This window comes from Olivibacter sp. LS-1 (assembly GCF_008245145.1).
GTDB classification, from domain to species: domain Bacteria; phylum Bacteroidota; class Bacteroidia; order Sphingobacteriales; family Sphingobacteriaceae; genus Olivibacter; species Olivibacter oleidegradans.
In genome coordinates this window covers 5,602,391-5,619,148 of the sequence record NZ_CP041643.1, presented here as the reverse complement: position 1 = coordinate 5,619,148, position 16,758 = coordinate 5,602,391, and the positions used below count along the sequence as shown (strand labels likewise).

Sequence of the window (16,758 nt, the reverse complement as noted above, 5' to 3'; positions counted from 1 at the left end):
TCGTATCTTTATGAATAGACTGTTTTCCCTTCTTGGTTTGACATTTCTGTTTTCTTCCTGTTCGACCTATTATGTGAGTAAATTAAATAGCCCTGATCTAAATAAGAACGATGAAACGGGTGTGTTCGTTTTTGAAAACGATTCTGTACAAGTTACTTATAATTTTTTCGGAGAGAACGCGCCGGTTACCATTGACGTATATAATAAACTAAAGGAACCCCTTTATATCGACTGGCAGCGATCGGCATTGATTGTTGGTGACCAAGCAACCAGTTACGTAGGAGACAACCTGGTTATTAAGGGACGCAGTTTGTCTACCGGTTCGAGTTACCGCACTTTCGATGATTGGCGTACGTCACTAAGTGAGGGTGCCTTTGCCGGTACGGCAACTGTTCCGCAAAGCTTAACATTTATACCACCTCATTCGAAGATAAAACAGACCAAATTGAAACTCGCTAATTTGTTTTATGAAAATATAGCTGACTCAAGCTATAGAAGTGTCGACCTTGCAACGATTGATGGGGCGATGCGAAAAATTAAAGTAAGAAATTACACGCAAGAAAACACACCCCTTACCCTCAGAAGCTATCTAACAATGTATGTGCGTGACGATAAAACCGAAAAAACGAAACGAATGGTCTTCGAACAGAATTTTTATGTAAATCAAGTATCGAAGCTCGGGATAAGCCCTGCCAATCTTTTAAGCTTTAAAAGCAAAAGAGGAGATACTTTCTTTAACAAGAAGACAAAGGGGCGGGGCGTTGCATTAGTAACTGCTGCAGTGGCTATTGGTACGCTGGGATATGTCGCTAACGAAAGAAACCAAACAGCGCGGTCTATTGATTGAGTAAGGATTCGTTCTTTACCAATAGCACTTCATCTTGTTTGATGAATAGGTAACCAAATTCATAACAGAAAAAATACCTGCTTCCTTTGGCGGTATTGAGTATATGCGTATAATGTTTGAAATCAAAACCCATGTTTGAAAGGTCCTCTTTGAGGACCTTTTTCATTCCGTTGGGATTGAGATCCATTATTATCCGCCTATTCCTTTTGAGTATAGCGTTTATGCGACGAACATAGTTCTGATCTTGAGTTTTCAGTTTATTGTTGAAATTACTTCGGCAGGCATCGTTGCAAAACTTTTTATCTGAACGACCAATTAAAGGCTCCTGGCAATCTAAACAAAACCGATTCATAGTTAAATGCGCGATTAGTGTTGCTCAATAGGCTGAATGTTGCAATATACCAAAATAAACAACGAATGCTACGGCACGACTAGAGAATGAATAAACTGAACAATTTAAATTTTTCGATTTCATCCTGAAAATTATCCGGTGTTTGCTCACTCTACTTTCAATATAACATATCTTTTTATACCTATCGGCATTTTCCATTCTACCTGATCACCTTCTTTAAATCCGATTAGGGCAGAACCCATGGGGGTAAGAACAGATATTTTCTGTTGCTTCATATCGGCCAAGTCGGGTGTTACGATACGAAATACCATGGTGTTTTGGCTATCGAGATCTTTTACCATAACTTGCGAATTGAGTTTCACCCGTTCCTTTTCAATGGCATCTTTTGCAAGAACCTTTGCTCGCCCTAACTCATAAGCCAGCGACATGGTCTGGTCGGGATTATTGGAAGGTCTTACGTGTTTGATGAGTACATTATAGTCCTCCTCGGATAATACAACTTGATTTTTTAGATTATTCATATTCTTTATAGTTTTATAGATAGCAAAATTAAATTGAACGAAATTGCAGAAGCTCATCAATCAGGATGAGCTTAGAAAAATTATTGAATGCTAAGTGATTTTTCCCCGAGACTAAGTGGATTTCTTGAAAGGGAAGTCCGGGGTTTGCATGTGGAATTCCTTAAGACTGGAAAAACGGTAAAAACTTTCCACACAACGATGAATTGTATAGAAGGAGATCTTCCCTAAATGACCTTGTAATGTCTTTTCCACAATAGCAAAGCTATGTAAAATTTGTAGGAAAGACAATAGTTTCCTGCAACGGTTCAGTAATAACAGTAAGGGAATCATTTATCCCCGTTTCACTGAACACGTAGGGTGATGGTGTACTTTAAAATTAACTGAGTTAGCGATAAAACAAAGTTCATTTGCTTTCTTATGAAGGGCGATTGCCATTTTTATCATATCTTCTTCGGCGATAATCACACTTGGGTGAAGGTGAGCCTCGCTGAAAGCGCCTCCACCTTCATTTGTTTCAATCATGGATGCCGTCGCATCATCCGTATACGCTAGAACTGTTATCTTGGCCTCTGCGCATAGATGCAAATACCACAGCATATGACAGCTCGATAAGGATGCGAGCAAAAGCTCTTCGGGATTATATTTAGTACGATCCCCTCTAAAAGCGGGATCGGAAGAGCCTTCTATAACTACTTTTTGATTAACAGCTATTTTATAACTTCTATCATATGCACTATAGTTCGCCGTACCTTTCCCCAAATTACCCGTCCATTCCGTTTGAAGTCGGTATTGATGTGTTTTCTGCATGGTGGAAAATATAAATAAAATACAGCTCGTTTGTAAGCCGGTTTCTTTAGAACAAATGATCTGTTAACTTTCGATAATACCTTTAAGGTTGGCCGGAGAATAGTTGATCGACTTCAAGGTCTTGCGGTCTTCCGTTCTATATACCAAGTATAGATCTTCCTGTTGCTCGTAAAAACAGTCGACACCTTTGTTTTTATAATGAAGTACCGTTGCCTCGGCTTCTTCTATACTTTTGCAGGCTTTGCTCATGTTTGAACGTTGGACCTCGTCAAAAAGTGTCTTGAACTTTTCTGCTAAACCAAATTCAAGAATAGCTCCTGACAGCACATATTGAATATCGCAAAGCGCATCCGCAACTTCTACAATGTCGTTGTTTTGGATAGCCTCTTCTAATTCTTTCAATTCTTCGGCAATGAGTGAAACACGTAGTTTGCAACGTTGTTCACTGGGAATTGTGGGATCTTCAAGAATAGGATGTTTAAATGTTTTATGAAATTCTGCGACCGAGGTAAGCGTTATGGGATCCTGCATGATGATAATAAAATTTTTTTCAAACATAAAAAAAATGGAGGAAATCACGGCAATCAATAAGTGATCTCACGGAAAGATTTATTGGTCGTTTTCGGTTTCTTTAACCGTTTATAAACGGATATAAACGGATATACCCGTTTATTATACGACTAGATCATGGAGCTGTGCGAAATTTGTGGGTACATACAGTTTTTCAAATTAATCAATAATTATGAGCACTTTAAAAAACAGCGTAAGATTGACAGGCTTTTTAGGGAATAAACCTGTTATTAAAAAATTTGGCGATAACAAATGTTTAGCGCGTGTATCACTTGCAACCAACGAGCGTTACAAAAATCAAGAAGGAGAATGGTTAACGGATACTCAATGGCATCAACTGGTTTTTTGGGGGAAAGAAGCTTCCTTTGTTGAAAAAAGTTTGGATAAGGGAAGTGAAATATCCATCGAAGGAAGATTAATCAATCGAAGCTACACGGATAAAGAAGGGGTAATCAGATATGCCACGGAAATCGTTGTCAATGAGGTGCAGGCAATTCGTAAGATGGAAACGCATTCTGAATAGCTATCGGAGCATTGTCCCGCTATGGTCCTAGTGGGACAATTGCATAAAAATTAAATGTTTTTTGTATTAAAACTCTTACGAGTATACGGGCCGGGAACAGCATGATCCCCCTCTTTGAATACAAAATTTACCACTTTAATATTTGCTAAGTCAGTAAAAGCATACGTTGCTTCTGCCAGGTAAGTAAGAGCACCGGTTGTTCCCATTTGCTGCGTCAAAAAAGTAGCATTTGGAATATTGACTAATAACGTATCGTGGCTGGTTTTTCCAAGTTCTAATTTAATTTCAGGATATTTGATATTTAGTGCTTCAGCAAGTTCTTCTTTATTTAAAGGAACTTTACTCTTCTGTGGATTCGCCTGTAGCTCTATGCGTGTTGTATTTGAGTCAACAACAGCAATAAAGGGCAAGGTCAGCGTTTTGCTCGCTGAGGAAATAGTTTTCGCTGTATCAACGGTGTCTGAGCTAGTTCGATTAGCTTTATTCTCTTGTTCGTTTCGACAAGCGAAAATTAAAAAGGACATCATTGTTATAATGATAATTCTTGTGAATGACTTTTTTGCTCTCATGTGATTTTTACTAAAGTCCAAAAATTCCTTTTGATACTGACTTGCAAGCGTCTAGAACTTGCAGATCATCATTGCATTTTATGGTGTTGTAACCGCCACCGGTAATACTTTCCCATTAAAAAACTTATGTCCGGTCAATGCAAAATCCGCAATATATTTACCCATTTCAAAAGCAGCAATCGGTGATTGGTAATCAGGGAACGCTTTTTCAAGCATTTCTGTTTGTGCCGACCCCAGTGCGAGACAGTTGATGTGAATCTTTCTCTCTGCAAATTCAACGGCCAAGCACTCTGTCAGTGTATGAAGTGCCGCTTTACTCGCCGAGTAGGCTGCCAGGCCTGGAAATTTTACGCTACCCTGAAATCCGCCCATGCTGCCGATATTTAAGATATGGCTTCCAGCCGGCATGATTGGACAAAGGTGCTTAATCATTTTTACATGTCCTAAAACATTTGTTTGTAACATTTCTGCAAAATCAATCGTGCTCGTTTCTTCAAAAGATTTATTGATGAGAACCCCGGCGTTGTTAATTAATATATCAACATGACCTATTTTTTCTACAATAAACGGCAACAGACCCGACTCATAGTCATCATGGACGATGTCAAATCTTGCCGGATATATATTGCAATCGGGATTTAGACCTTTAGCTATTTCGAACAGCTTTTTTAGCTTATCATGTGATCGGGCCAAAGCCACGACATGATGTTCATTTCGTAAGATTAGCTCCAAAACGGCTTCAAATCCTACACCGCTGCTCGCACCCGTTATTACTATATTCATATTTAACACTAGTTTTCACCTACTATGCACTACATTCCAGTGCTGTAAATGTTTATATAAAGTTAATATTCTTTTCCTTAGTCGGCTAAATCTATCTCATTGGTTTCGGGAAGCTTTTCCTCTCCCAAGGCTTTCGGATGAAAGGTGAAATAGGAGCCCAGCAAGGATATAATTGCTGATATAAAGTATGATATTAAACTGATCAAGATCGCACGGTGGGAGTCTAAATGGAAAAAATCTGACCCATACATAAATACGACTTCCCTTGCTCCTAATCCGCCTATTGACAAAGGAATCACCGCAACAATTTGCGAAAGCAAAAAGAGCAATAGGTAAGGAGAGAATTTGCCTTCGAAATGTAGTCCATACAAAATGCATATCGCGCAAATTACCTGTAGCGATTGAACACCCAATGCCTTGAGGTGCTTGAAAGTAAATGAATAGGCATAGTCATTAAAAAATCGGCGCATAATTAAATAATATATAATCGTTCCGATGATGACTACGAAAATGGGGATCCAATTGGGAATGCCAAGTTTTGGAATGAAAATAACGAGTGCAGCAGTTATCAGACAGAGAGCCCATAAACCACTTAGTCTGTCAAAAAAAACGCATGACAGTAACTTTCTCCCTTTTACTTGATATTTTTTACGCAAAAAGTATATTTTGTAACCATCGCCACCTATACCACCGGGTAATGATATGTTATAGAACATACCCAACAAGTACAATTTGAAATTGTATAACTCCGGAAGATTGAGGTTAATGCCTTTGAAAAACGTATTTAGCCGCCATGCGGAGATAACAATCGAAATAAAGAAGCTCAAAAAGCCAAGGAAGAGAAACAAAGGGTCAGATTTTGTGAAAACTTCCTTCAAGTCGTTCAAACTTACTTTAGTAAATACTAAATATAAGGCCAGGGCGGTAACGGCAAATTTTAAGAGTAATTTGGAAGTAGTCCAGAGTGTCTGTTTGGTCATTGGGGCTATTTATAGATCAGAGGAGCTAAGCGGATAAAGAGCATGATTACATAAATGATCAGAAGTAAGGTGTTTAGCGAGAGCATCCAGTTGAGGTCTGTTTTTTCGTGGCGAGCCCTTCCTGTTAAGATTAATAAGGTTAAAAAGCTTAAAAATAAGATTAACGGAAATACAAAGACCCATTTGTTTTCAATATACACGTAAGTAGTTTCCATTTTTGCGCCGATCTCATCGTCTACAAAAACAGGGATAACAGCTGCTGCCAAGATAAGGATAAAAAGGCGTACCAATAATTTGGAAACAAATTTACTTATGGTATGATTTTTGGATATGGATTTCTTAGAACTAGACTTCATGTACTTATTTTGTTATTTTTTTGCAGCTGCCTATAATTAAATCGAGCGATAATAATTTTAAAAAGCTGCACAATGCTATATATTTGCGTTGCGTTTTTTATTACTGATAACCTTTACAAAGGAAACAAATGTACAACTTTATTGTATTAAGATTAAAATCTATCACTAAAGAATAAACGGCTATCGGATGCGATTCGTATCGCAATCGGAGTAATCTTTAGTGAGTACTTTACCATTAATAACTAGTAAGAATGAAAACAACTTTGAAACTTTTAATTTTAGTGCCCTTTCTGTTCTTTTTCGTTGGTTGTTCATCCTCGAAACAAGCAGTATCGTCATCCTCGCCTAGTTCCGGACAATGGAAGAGAGGTGTGAAGGGACAATGGGTACTTAATAGTGTTGAGAAAAAGAACTTTCCCTCAGGCGCTAATGTGAAGCGTATTTTTGATGAAGCACCGATTGATTGCTTTATAGGAAGTACTTGGAACTTGATCGCTAATGGAAAAGGCACCATTACGTTCTCAACTGATGGTGAACTTTGCGCACCTGGTGCAACACGAGACATTTTTTGGTCGATTTATGAACCTGAAAATGGGGGAGAGGCTCAATTTCAATTTAAAAAGCTTTATCCCGGAGAAAAAGCTAAAAATGTAACTGAAGGTTACCGGTTGGATTTGGCTTATGCAGATGAGCAAACATTTACTTTACAAATGCCCGTAAATACGGGAGGTAATAACGACTCGTTTTTGGAATTTAAATTCAGTAAACGCTAAGTTAGCTTAATAAAGATTTTACAAAGCTCTGTAAGTAATTAAGTTACAGGGCTTTTGTTCTTTTTTGGGTATCGTGAATAAGCACATTTTACCACGAACCTTCCAATATATCAACCTCTTCTTGTAGTTTGTTTCCTAAAATTCTACATTTACGGCCCTAAACATATTTCACACATGCTAAAATTTAATATGAAAACGCTCGTCGTTGCCGCGGCCTTCTTTATCGCAGGCAGTGGGCAGAGCTTTGCACAAGACAATCTGGTGAGGGCGCTTCAGAACAACCGAAGCGACAGCAGTAAATTTGGATTTAAGTTTACAGAAGTAATCAACCTGCAAAATACATCTGTAAAGAATCAAGGGTCATCGGGTACATGTTGGAGTTATTCAGGAAATTCCTTCCTTGAGTCTGAAATGATCAGAAATGGGCGAGAGCCGGTAGAAATATCTCAATTATTTACCGCAAGAAATGTATATATTGAGAAAGGCAAAAATTATGTTCGTTTACATGGTGGTTTGAGTTTGGGCGAAGGCGGGCAACTGCACGATGTGATCAATATGTATCGTAAATATGGTGCGGTGCCTCGTGACGTATATACCGGATTAAATTATGGAACGGAGGGGAACAAGTTGGCAGAAATGAGCGCGATGACAGATGCCATATTAGCTGCGGTTGTGAAAAATCCGAATGGTAAGTTAACGCCCAATTGGATCAGTGCCTATACCAATACAATTGATACTTATTTAGGGAAAGTTCCTGAAACGTTCAATTACAAAGGGAAAAGTTATACACCAAAATCCTTTGCTAAAGAAGTGATCGGCTTAAATGCGGATGACTATATAGAGCTTTCTTCTTTTAAAGACCATCCTTATTATAGTAAATTTACGCTTCTGATTCCGGACAATTGGTCTTTTGATCAAGTTTATAATGTTTCAATGACCGATATCACTGCTATTATCGATCATGCATTAAAAAATGGGTATACGGTAGGTTGGGCTACAGATGTAAGTGAGAAAGGGTTCAGTTGGAAAAACGGCGTGGCTTATGTGCCCGAGGAAGCTTATGAAAAAATGACGGAGGAAGAGAAGGCGACTATGTTCAATGGTCCGAAACCTGAATTGGCCATAACGGAAGATTTGAGGCAACAAGCTTTTGACGATTATTCTACCACAGATGATCATGGAATGCATATCGTAGGTTTAGCCAAAGATCAAAATGGTAAGGAGTATTATATAGTGAAAAATTCGTGGGGTGTATCAAACGATTATAACGGTTATCTTTACGTGACCAAAGCCTTTGTCCAATTTAAAACCACTGCGTTTATGTTGCACAAAGGGGGCTTGCCTAAAGATATAGCTAAAAAATTAGGATTGTAGCTTGTTCATTATGCTGCTTAGAAAAAAAAAGCGCCTATCGACAAATGCGATAGGCGCTTTTTTTTAGCCTTGGGGAGTTCCCGAAAATAGCTTTTCGATATTATTTAAGGCGTCTTCCAAAGCCTTTGCTTGTTTGCTTTGTTTATACTCTTTAGCAAGTTCCGCTGAACTGTAGATAATCTGTGTGCCGATTTGAATGTTTTGCATTTCTAAATTAGGCTTTGTGTTTGCGATTGCGATGTAATACCGCAGAAGCTCATCTACATATTTGCCATTTTGTTCCAAGAGTGCATTTGCTTTATCAGTCATACCAACCTGATACAATTGTCGAGACAAGAAATATAGCACCCTTGATTGGCCAAGTGAGTAAATACGTTTCGGAACCACAGCTAAGCATCTTTCCAATACCTTTTTAGCTTCCTCCTTGCGTCCATCTTCATATAAAGTCTGGCTAAGTGTACTGAAGTTGTTGATAATCAAAGAAAGCATTCCATAAGACTCATGATCAAGATAACGTGCCTTGGCCATATTGCCCCATACAAATTTATTCATCGTATTATCATAGAGGGCATCGACATTTACAGTTTCTCCCATCCGCATCTGCTCTTCCGTCTTATTAAATTTAACCGGCATGAGTCGTAATGCGAAACCTTCATTAATCAGGTAGTTGTCAAGACCCAAATAGTTACTGTTAGGCACGGTTGTAGCAAAATAGATCGGCCGTTTCCAGTTGTTATGTACCAAAATATCAAACATGGCCAATTCTGCTTTAGATACAAAATCCTTATTATAGGTCCAAACCATTGTATCCACAATATTATTATCCCATTTTGTAGGAACTACCTTGTTTTTCAATACGTCAGCCTTATTTACCGTCAGTTTAAAGTTTTTGGTAAACAGATAGTTTGACCGACTACCATCTTGGTATTCAACTTGATCATTTGGATTGTCGGACAACAAAACGTCCAGAACGGAGCTTAATTCAATCGGTTGCTTGAATCCGGCATCCATAAAAGATAAACCATCACGTGTTCCTTGTTTAAACTGACTATCCTTCATGGTGATAGGCAGGGCATCCGCTTCATTCACTTTTTCTTTCATTTGGCGTACATACCAATCTGCGCTCAATAAACTAAGATTAACAATGCGGACATCGGGTCTGAAATTTTCAACTTCCTGCACATACCAAAGCGGGTAGGTGTCATTGTCTCCATATGTAAACAAAATAGCGTTAGGCGCACAGGATTGCAAATAATCTTTTGCAAGATCCCTTGCTACATATTTAGTAGAGCGATCGTGATCATCCCAACCTTCTTTCGCCATTAAAACAGGAGCTGCGAGTAAGCTAATGAGCGTAGCCGCGATGCCTGCTGTTTTGGCATTGGTTCTCTTCTGTAGCATATCAGCCAGGCCAATGACGCCTAATCCGATCCAAATAGCAAAAGCGTAAAAAGATCCTGCATACGCATAATCGCGTTCGCGTGGTTGGAGTGGCGTTTGGTTAAGGTAAAGTACAATAGCCAAACCGGTAAAGAAAAAGAGCAGACCAACAATACCGGCATCTTTTTGATGACGCTTAAAGTGCCATAATGCGCCAATTATACCTAGAATTAGAGGCAATCCATAAAATTTGTTATTCGAGGGATCTGTTTTTAATGATTCAGGTAGTGCGTCCTGGCCACCTAGGCGGGCTTGGTCAATTGGTTTGATACCCGTAATCCAATTCCCTTCGGTGAAGCTGCCGTCACCTTTTTGATCATTTTGTCTTCCAACAAAATTCCAGAAAAAATAGCGGGCATACATATGTCCGACTTGGTAAGTGAAAAAGAAACTGAGGTTGTTCCCGAAAGTCGGTTGGTCGTTCTCTCCCAAGTTTAACCAGCTTCTGTAAAATTGCGGATGCCCTCTTCCCGGATCATTACTATAAATACGCGGGAATATGGTTTCGCGATCATAAACATAACTGTATTTTTTTCCTATATTCTCATACTTTTCTTCGCCTTTGATATAACTGTTGCCCCCTTCCTTCCGATCAATAATTTTTGAGGTAAAGTAGGGTCCTTTCAATAGTGGTTCTTCGCCATATTGTTCGCGATTAAGATAACCCAAAAATGAAAATGCATTATCGGGATCACTATTGTTTAAGCTTGGATCAGCTTTTGCACGTACTAAAATCATAGCAAAAGAACCATATCCAAAAATAATAAAGCATATGCCCAGCAAAATAAGATTGAGCCGGGGTTTTGCTTTTTTAATTGAGTGGAATATGCCAAATGTCAAGCCTCCTATTACCAATAAAGCAAAGAATACAACACCGGTACCAAAGCCCAGGCCCAATGTGTTGACAAAGAAAAGGTCAAAATAGGCGGCAAACTTGATTAAGTACTGAATGATTCCCCATAGTACAAATGCCACAATAACACAGCCGATAAGAAGGGTTTTAAAAACACCGCTATTAGTCGGACTTTTAACCCGTTTAAAATAAACGACCAGTGCCAATGCCGGAATGGTTAACAAATTGAGCAAGTGAACACCAATAGAAAGCCCCATTACATAAGCTATTAATAATAGCCATTTATCGGCACGGGGTTCCTCTGCATGAGCTTCCCATTTCAAGATTGCCCAGAACACGATAGCAGTACACAGTGAGGACATAGCGTACACTTCGGACTCCACAGCAGAAAACCAAAAAGTGTCTGAAAAGGAATAAGCCAGAGCGCCCACAAGGCCTGCACCCATAATTTGAATGAGATTCCCCTGTGTAAGTTCTGTACCGCTTCTCCATAGTACTTTACGCGCTAACGCGGTGATGGTCCAAAACAAGAACAGAATGGTTAAGCCACTGGAAACAGCAGACCCAAAGTTCATCCAATAGGCAATGGACTCTTTATTGCCGAAAGCCAAATTGCTAAAGATATTTTGCAACATCAAAAAAAGTGGGGCGCCGGGCTGATGCACAATCTGCATCTTATAGGCCGCTGCGATAAATTCACCACAGTCCCAATAACTGGCTGTAGGTTCTAGGGTTAACACATAAACTAAGGTGGACACCATAAATGTTATCCATCCAAGTAAATTGTTTGTTTTGTTATAATCCATCAGTTACTATTGTTTATTTCATTCTTTTATGCCCATACCTTGTTAGGATAAACGCATAATATATCATTATAATACAATTAAGTGCCGAAAATAAGTATTAGTATTGATATAAAGGAAAAATTAAAAAGTAAAAAGTAAAAAAAGGGGTAGTGAAAAAAATCCGCTTGATATTCAAGTAGGTGCTAAAAAAGCGAAAAAAAATGAATAAAATATTTTGAGTATTTAGAATATCGCTTTATATTTGCACTCCGTTTACGGCAGAAGGCTGATAAACACAAAGGATTGCCCGATAGTATAAAGGTAGTACAACTGATTTTGGTTCAGTTTGTCTAGGTTCGAATCCTGGTCGGGCAACATAACAAAGGAGAACTCGGGTCGTTTTAAAACGGCCCGAATTTTTTTAAACACCAAACCCGCACTCATGCCTCTTCAATTTAACACGGTTAAATTATTTGCCGGATCTGGTAGCAAAGAACTGGCTCAAAAAATCTCTCAAGCTTATGGAAAGGAATTAGGTGAGATGACTTTGTCTCGCTTTAGTGATGGTGAATTCCAGCCTTTTTATAACGAATCGGTTCGTGGTAGCGACGTATTTTTGATTCAGTCTACCTATCAGCCCACTGATAACTTATTTGAATTGCTTTTAATGATTGATGCTGCAAAAAGAGCATCTGCCCACTATATAACGGCAGTGGTGCCCTATTTTGGGTTTGCCCGTCAGGATCGCAAAGATAAACCTCGGGTGGCTATAGGAGCGAAGATGATCGCAAATTTGTTGACAGCTGCGGGGGCTCATCGGATTATGACAATGGATCTGCATGCCGCTCAAATTCAAGGTTTCTTCGATATACCTGTTGACCACTTAGATGCGGCGAGTATTTTTGTGCCTTATATAAAATCGCTGAATCTTCCCAATCTTACAATAGCTTCGCCTGACATGGGCGGTTCTTACCGAGCGCGAACCTTCGCCAAATACTTTAATGCCGAAGTGGTTATTTGCGATAAACAGCGCAAGCGGGCGAATGAGATTGAATCAATGTCTATTATCGGCGATGTAACGGGGCAAGATATTGTGTTAATAGATGATATTTGCGATACCGCCGGTACTTTGTCAAAAGCAGCTTCCCTCATCATGGAAAATGGTGCCAGCAGCGTACGGGCTGTATGTACGCATCCCGTCCTTTCCGGCAAGGCTTACGAGACGGTAGAGAACTCGGTATTAAGCGAATTGATCGTTACCGATACAATTCCTTTAAAGGGAGAGAGCAGCAAAATCAAGGTGTTATCGACGGCTGACTTATTTGCACGTGCGATAACAAACATCAATGAGCACGGATCAATAAGTGATCTGTTCAAAATTTTTGATCAAAATAGATAATCGATCAAAATTTTTTCTATCTTTGCAGCCTTGAAAAACGGAGTATATCATTATATTCTAGACGTATAAAAAATAAATAAATAGAAATAAATGAAATCAATTGCTATTAGCGGTTCTCCTAGAGAGAACGTAGGGAAAAGAGACGCAAAAGAATTACGCTACGCCGGTAAGGTGCCTGCTGTTCTTTACGGAGGTGGTGAACAATATCACTTCGCTGTGTCCGCAGCTGATTTGAAACCTTTGATTTATACACCTGAAGTTAATTTCGTAGATCTTGAAATTAGCGGAAAGAAGTATCAAGCAATCGTTCAAGAAGCACAATATCATCCGCTTACGGATCAAATTATTCACGTTGACTTTTTGGCTTTAAGTGATGATAAAGCTGTATCAATGAATATTCCTATTGCCTTGACAGGCACATCACCCGGTGTAAAAATGGGAGGTAAGTTGGTTCAGAAATTGCGTAAATTACGTGTAAAAGCCTTACCTAAAGATATGCCTCAAGTAATTGAAGTAAGCTTGGAGTCATTAGAAGTAGGTAAGTCAGTACGTGTCGGTGCGGTGGAAGTTAAGAATGCTAAAATCCTTAACAATGCTGATGATACGATCGTTTCAGTAATTATGTCGCGTGCATTAAAACAAGCTGAACAGGAAGCTGCTAAAGCCGGTAAAAAATAAAAATCTTTTTAAGAATTTACCAAAAGCATCCGGTGATCAGCATCGGATGCTTTTTTTATAGGGTAAAAATGAAATATTTAATCGTTGGTTTAGGTAATATCGGGCAGGAATACGCGGACACAAGACATAATATAGGTTTTATGGTAGCGGATGAACTCGTAAAAGAATTTGGTGCCGGGTATTCTACCTTGAAATATGCTTTTTATTCGGAATTTAAACATAAGGGTAGAACCGTTCATGTCATTAAGCCCACTACTTACATGAACTTGAGTGGAAAGGCCGTTAACTATTGGATGCATGAGCTTAAAATACCTATTTCCAATGTTTTGGTTATTGTGGATGACTTAGCTATACCTTTTGGAAGCGTTCGTATCAAACCGAAAGGGAGTGCTGCCGGACATAACGGACTCAAAAATATCGAAGCTCTTTGTGGAGGACAGCAATACCCACGTTTGCGCTTTGGTATTGGTGATAACTACCCAAAGGGGCGGCAAATAGATTATGTTTTAGGACCATTCGATCAAGAAGAAAAAGCCGACTTACCGGCACTTATTGCACATTCCGTGGAAGCAATTAAGAGTTTCGTAACGGTAGGCTTGGAATTGACAATGACAAATTTTAATAAATAACTGTAGTTAAAGCTGTAGGGCTTAGCCATTAGCTAATACCTAAGTGTTAAATATTAAAAATATGAAAGTTTACGGAATCAAAAACTGCAACACGGTAAAGAAAGCATTGGATTGGTTAAATAAGAACCACGTTTCTTACGAATTTCAGGATTTCAAGAAGTTAGGTGTCAGTGAAGATACTTTAGCACGTTGGGAAAAGGAAGTGAGCTGGGAATCCTTAGTAAATAAAAAAGGTACAACTTGGCGAAGTTTAAGCGATGCGGAAAAAACGGCAGTCATAGATCAGCAAACGGCCAATAAATTGATGCAAGCAAAAACCAGCGTTATTAAGAGACCGGTTATTGAATCGCCGAAAGGCCTGATTCTTGGGTTTGACGAAAAGGAATACCAAGATAAACTAAAATAATTGTTACAAAGGCTTAAAATATCTATTTTAAGCCTTTATTTTTATAGGCAGCCTTAAAAATAAAGTTATATTAGCGGCTTATAGTCAAAGCCAAGGCAAATTTTTGCCTTACAAATTATTTTTCGATTTATAAGTATGCTAAAACAACAACCCTTCATTGCGCTCATTGCTTTTATTCTTACGATAGGGACCTCCTTTGGTCAGACTGTCCCTGCGCCAAGCAAATACGATTATGAAAAAGCCTTTGCCCCGATCTTTTATACCCAAAATGGAAACGAATATCGGTCAGCTAGCGGGAAACCTGGCGTAAAATATTGGCAGAATCGTGTTAATTATACAATAAAAGTTCGCTTGAATGAGGAACGCAAAGAGATAGAAGGCGTTGTATATTTAGATTATACCAATAACAGTCCGGATAGGCTTGACTTCCTGTGGTTACAATTGGATCAAAACCTTTTCTCGAAAAAGAGTCGCGGGGCACAGATCGTTCCGGTAGGAAAAAGCAGATACGGTTCACATGATACACCTTTTGACGGAGGCTATACGATTGAGGCTGTTAAAGGAGCCGATGGTAAAAGTATAGCTTATCAGGTCAATGATACAAGAATGCAAGTTTTCTTACCGGAAGCTTTGGACGCAACGGGGGGAAACACCAAGCTTGCCATCCATTATCGCTATACGATACCGGATTATGGCGCAGATAGAACCGGCATACTGCAAACTGCCCATGGGGATATTTTCGCCATTGCACAATGGTATCCCAGAATGGCTGTTTATGATGATGTGTTAGGCTGGAATGTACAGCCTTATACAGGTCCGGGCGAATTTTATTTAGAATACGGTGATTTCAATGTTGAAATTACGGCTCCTAGCAAACATATTGTCGTTTGTGGAGGAGAGCTGTTAAATCCCGATGAAGTCTATACCGAGGAGCAGCTAAAAAGATGGGAAAAAGCTAAAAAAAGCGATAAAACTGTTATGATCCGTTCCGGTGAAGAAGTGACAAACCCAACATCCAGGCCACAGGGCAAAAAAGAACTGACTTGGCGATTTAGACTTAATCGTAGCAGAGATATTGCTTGGGCTTCATCGAGCTCGTTTATTATTGATGCCGCAAAAATTAACTTACCTAACGGACAAACATCAATGGCCGTGTCTGCCTATCCGATGGAAAGTAATGGTAATAATGCTTGGGAACGATCAACAGAATACACGAAATCATCTATAGAATATTATTCAAGCAAATGGTATCCCTATCCTTATCCGATTGCCGTAAATGTTGCCTCGAACATAGGAGGGATGGAGTATCCGGGAATTGTTTTCTGTAGAAGCACCGCCAAAGCAAGCAGCCTGTGGGGCGTAACAGACCACGAATTTGGTCATATCTGGTTTCCTATGATTGTGGGAAGTAACGAGCGTCTGTATGCCTGGATGGATGAAGGATTCAATAGCTTTATCAATACCCTATCAAAAGAAGCGTTTAATAACGGTGAATACAGAACAGCGAAATACAATGGACATGATTTGGCGCGTGTTTATTTTAGCGATGACGTTGAACCTATTATGTCGTCTCCACAAAATATGAAGGAAAGTAATATAGGGACACTTGCTTACAGGAAGCCGCAGTTGGCATTAACAATTTTGCGCGAACATATATTGGGCGAGGAACGCTTCGATAGGGCTTTTAAAACTTATATTGACTATTGGGCCTATAAACACCCTACACCATTTGATTTCTTTAGAACCATCGAGAACGTGGCAGGCGAAAATTTAAGTTGGTTTTGGCGGTCATGGTTTCAGTATAATTGGAAATTGGATCAAGCGGTTGAAGGCGTGAAATATGTAGAAAACGATCCTGCCAAAGGTGCGATCATCACCGTTTCCAATCTCGAGGAAATGCCTATGCCGCTCATAGTTGAAATTGTATCAGCAAACGGTAACAAGCAGCGGATAAAGCTTCCGGTAGAAATTTGGGAAAGAAATCAGACATTCTCATTTAAAGTGGCTACAAATGAAAGGCTTAAATCGGTTGTTATTGATCCTGATAAAGTTTTTCCGGACATTAATCCTGCCAATAATAATTGGACCGATGTGCAATAAATGTTAAATTTTA

At 39.2% G+C, this 16,758-nt stretch carries 18 protein-coding genes and 1 tRNA gene; 10 read left to right on the top strand and 9 right to left on the bottom strand.

Annotated features, from left to right (window positions below; all coding sequences use genetic code 11):
* Positions 1–10 precede the first annotated feature (10 nt).
* On the top strand, positions 11–847 hold the full coding sequence (locus FKG96_RS23435) for a hypothetical protein (RefSeq protein WP_149106243.1): 837 nt from the start codon (positions 11–13) through the stop codon (positions 845–847).
* Here the strand turns inward: FKG96_RS23435 and FKG96_RS27035 are convergent.
* The 4 genes from FKG96_RS27035 to FKG96_RS23415 all read right to left on the bottom strand — a co-directional run bounded on the left by FKG96_RS27035 (position 837) and on the right by FKG96_RS23415 (position 3,058).
* Positions 837–1,013: a hypothetical protein gene (locus FKG96_RS27035; protein WP_242627217.1), complete on the bottom strand. Its 177-nt coding sequence runs from the start codon at positions 1,011–1,013 to the stop codon at positions 837–839. The two genes, FKG96_RS23435 and FKG96_RS27035, sit on opposite strands and share 11 nt — an antisense overlap.
* Positions 1,014–1,345: 332 nt before the next feature.
* The gene (locus tag FKG96_RS23425; RefSeq protein WP_013668353.1) at positions 1,346–1,720 is read right to left on the bottom strand and encodes a GreA/GreB family elongation factor; all 375 of its coding nucleotides are present in this window, start codon (positions 1,718–1,720) and stop codon (positions 1,346–1,348) included.
* 330 nt (positions 1,721–2,050) lie between these two features.
* Positions 2,051–2,527, bottom strand: a complete 477-nt coding sequence (locus FKG96_RS23420) for an OsmC family protein (RefSeq protein WP_149106242.1) — start codon at positions 2,525–2,527, stop codon at positions 2,051–2,053.
* Between the two features lie 63 nt (positions 2,528–2,590).
* Positions 2,591–3,058: a nucleoside triphosphate pyrophosphohydrolase family protein gene (locus FKG96_RS23415; protein ID WP_013668351.1), complete on the bottom strand. Its 468-nt coding sequence runs from the start codon at positions 3,056–3,058 to the stop codon at positions 2,591–2,593.
* Between the two features lie 211 nt (positions 3,059–3,269).
* On the opposite strand from FKG96_RS23415, the gene FKG96_RS23410 reads away from it, so the two are divergent.
* Positions 3,270–3,620 carry a single-stranded DNA-binding protein gene (locus tag FKG96_RS23410; protein ID WP_130856485.1) on the top strand — a complete coding sequence of 117 codons (351 nt, stop codon included), beginning with the start codon at positions 3,270–3,272 and terminating at the stop codon, positions 3,618–3,620.
* Positions 3,621–3,670: 50 nt separating this feature from the next.
* On the opposite strand, the gene FKG96_RS23405 is transcribed toward FKG96_RS23410, so the two are convergent.
* From FKG96_RS23405 to FKG96_RS23390, 4 genes are all read right to left on the bottom strand, one after another.
* Positions 3,671–4,189 (bottom strand): hypothetical protein, encoded by a 519-nt coding sequence (locus FKG96_RS23405; RefSeq protein WP_013668349.1) that lies wholly within the window; start codon positions 4,187–4,189, stop codon positions 3,671–3,673.
* Positions 4,190–4,267: 78 nt separating this feature from the next.
* Positions 4,268–4,972: an SDR family oxidoreductase gene (locus FKG96_RS23400; RefSeq protein ID WP_013668348.1), complete on the bottom strand. Its 705-nt coding sequence runs from the start codon at positions 4,970–4,972 to the stop codon at positions 4,268–4,270.
* A gap of 77 nt (positions 4,973–5,049) precedes the next feature.
* Positions 5,050–5,952 (bottom strand): lysylphosphatidylglycerol synthase transmembrane domain-containing protein, encoded by a 903-nt coding sequence (locus FKG96_RS23395; protein WP_130856487.1) that lies wholly within the window; start codon positions 5,950–5,952, stop codon positions 5,050–5,052.
* Between the two features lie 5 nt (positions 5,953–5,957).
* Positions 5,958–6,308 carry a hypothetical protein gene (locus FKG96_RS23390; protein WP_013668346.1) on the bottom strand — a complete coding sequence of 117 codons (351 nt, stop codon included), beginning with the start codon at positions 6,306–6,308 and terminating at the stop codon, positions 5,958–5,960.
* A gap of 251 nt (positions 6,309–6,559) precedes the next feature.
* On the opposite strand from FKG96_RS23390, the gene FKG96_RS23385 reads away from it, so the two are divergent.
* Positions 6,560–7,081, top strand: a complete 522-nt coding sequence (locus tag FKG96_RS23385) for a hypothetical protein (protein ID WP_013668345.1) — start codon at positions 6,560–6,562, stop codon at positions 7,079–7,081.
* A 174-nt stretch (positions 7,082–7,255) separates the two neighbouring features.
* Positions 7,256–8,455, top strand: a complete 1,200-nt coding sequence (locus FKG96_RS23380; RefSeq protein WP_149106241.1) for an aminopeptidase C — start codon at positions 7,256–7,258, stop codon at positions 8,453–8,455.
* A 63-nt stretch (positions 8,456–8,518) separates the two neighbouring features.
* Here FKG96_RS23380 and FKG96_RS23375 read toward each other — a convergent pair whose 3' ends face one another.
* On the bottom strand, positions 8,519–11,554 hold the full coding sequence (locus FKG96_RS23375; protein WP_149106240.1) for a DUF2723 domain-containing protein: 3,036 nt from the start codon (positions 11,552–11,554) through the stop codon (positions 8,519–8,521).
* Between the two features lie 283 nt (positions 11,555–11,837).
* On the opposite strand from FKG96_RS23375, the gene FKG96_RS23370 reads away from it, so the two are divergent.
* From FKG96_RS23370 to FKG96_RS23345, 6 genes are all read left to right on the top strand, one after another.
* Positions 11,838–11,908: transfer RNA gene (locus FKG96_RS23370), tRNA-Gln, on the top strand.
* A 67-nt stretch (positions 11,909–11,975) separates the two neighbouring features.
* Positions 11,976–12,932: a ribose-phosphate pyrophosphokinase gene (locus FKG96_RS23365; RefSeq protein ID WP_013668342.1), complete on the top strand. Its 957-nt coding sequence runs from the start codon at positions 11,976–11,978 to the stop codon at positions 12,930–12,932.
* A gap of 90 nt (positions 12,933–13,022) precedes the next feature.
* The gene (locus FKG96_RS23360) at positions 13,023–13,610 is read left to right on the top strand and encodes a 50S ribosomal protein L25/general stress protein Ctc (protein WP_013668341.1); all 588 of its coding nucleotides are present in this window, start codon (positions 13,023–13,025) and stop codon (positions 13,608–13,610) included.
* 68 nt (positions 13,611–13,678) lie between these two features.
* Entirely contained in the window at positions 13,679–14,239 is a 561-nt protein-coding gene (gene pth / locus FKG96_RS23355) for an aminoacyl-tRNA hydrolase (RefSeq protein WP_013668340.1), read from the top strand.
* A gap of 61 nt (positions 14,240–14,300) precedes the next feature.
* Positions 14,301–14,645: an arsenate reductase gene (locus FKG96_RS23350; protein WP_130856490.1), complete on the top strand. Its 345-nt coding sequence runs from the start codon at positions 14,301–14,303 to the stop codon at positions 14,643–14,645.
* 135 nt (positions 14,646–14,780) lie between these two features.
* Positions 14,781–16,745 carry a M1 family metallopeptidase gene (locus tag FKG96_RS23345; RefSeq protein ID WP_130856491.1) on the top strand — a complete coding sequence of 655 codons (1,965 nt, stop codon included), beginning with the start codon at positions 14,781–14,783 and terminating at the stop codon, positions 16,743–16,745.
* Positions 16,746–16,758: the final 13 nt, after the last annotated feature.

Excerpts from the sequence above, each read along its gene's own strand:
- FKG96_RS23435 (WP_149106243.1), top strand. The coding sequence starts at position 11 with ATGAATAGACTGTTTTCCCTTCTTGGTTTGACATTTCTGTTTTCTTCC.
- FKG96_RS27035 (WP_242627217.1), bottom strand. The coding sequence starts at position 1,013 with ATGAAAAAGGTCCTCAAAGAGGACCTTTCAAACATGGGTTTTGATTTC.
- FKG96_RS23425 (WP_013668353.1), bottom strand. The coding sequence starts at position 1,720 with ATGAATAATCTAAAAAATCAAGTTGTATTATCCGAGGAGGACTATAAT.
- FKG96_RS23420 (WP_149106242.1), bottom strand. The coding sequence starts at position 2,527 with ATGCAGAAAACACATCAATACCGACTTCAAACGGAATGGACGGGTAAT.
- FKG96_RS23415 (WP_013668351.1), bottom strand. The coding sequence starts at position 3,058 with ATGCAGGATCCCATAACGCTTACCTCGGTCGCAGAATTTCATAAAACA.
- FKG96_RS23410 (WP_130856485.1), top strand. The coding sequence starts at position 3,270 with ATGAGCACTTTAAAAAACAGCGTAAGATTGACAGGCTTTTTAGGGAAT.
- FKG96_RS23405 (WP_013668349.1), bottom strand. The coding sequence starts at position 4,189 with ATGAGAGCAAAAAAGTCATTCACAAGAATTATCATTATAACAATGATG.
- FKG96_RS23400 (WP_013668348.1), bottom strand. The coding sequence starts at position 4,972 with ATGAATATAGTAATAACGGGTGCGAGCAGCGGTGTAGGATTTGAAGCC.
- FKG96_RS23395 (WP_130856487.1), bottom strand. The coding sequence starts at position 5,952 with ATGACCAAACAGACACTCTGGACTACTTCCAAATTACTCTTAAAATTT.
- FKG96_RS23390 (WP_013668346.1), bottom strand. The coding sequence starts at position 6,308 with ATGAAGTCTAGTTCTAAGAAATCCATATCCAAAAATCATACCATAAGT.
- FKG96_RS23385 (WP_013668345.1), top strand. The coding sequence starts at position 6,560 with ATGAAAACAACTTTGAAACTTTTAATTTTAGTGCCCTTTCTGTTCTTT.
- FKG96_RS23380 (WP_149106241.1), top strand. The coding sequence starts at position 7,256 with ATGCTAAAATTTAATATGAAAACGCTCGTCGTTGCCGCGGCCTTCTTT.
- FKG96_RS23375 (WP_149106240.1), bottom strand. The coding sequence starts at position 11,554 with ATGGATTATAACAAAACAAACAATTTACTTGGATGGATAACATTTATG.
- FKG96_RS23365 (WP_013668342.1), top strand. The coding sequence starts at position 11,976 with ATGCCTCTTCAATTTAACACGGTTAAATTATTTGCCGGATCTGGTAGC.
- FKG96_RS23360 (WP_013668341.1), top strand. The coding sequence starts at position 13,023 with ATGAAATCAATTGCTATTAGCGGTTCTCCTAGAGAGAACGTAGGGAAA.
- pth (WP_013668340.1), top strand. The coding sequence starts at position 13,679 with ATGAAATATTTAATCGTTGGTTTAGGTAATATCGGGCAGGAATACGCG.
- FKG96_RS23350 (WP_130856490.1), top strand. The coding sequence starts at position 14,301 with ATGAAAGTTTACGGAATCAAAAACTGCAACACGGTAAAGAAAGCATTG.
- FKG96_RS23345 (WP_130856491.1), top strand. The coding sequence starts at position 14,781 with ATGCTAAAACAACAACCCTTCATTGCGCTCATTGCTTTTATTCTTACG.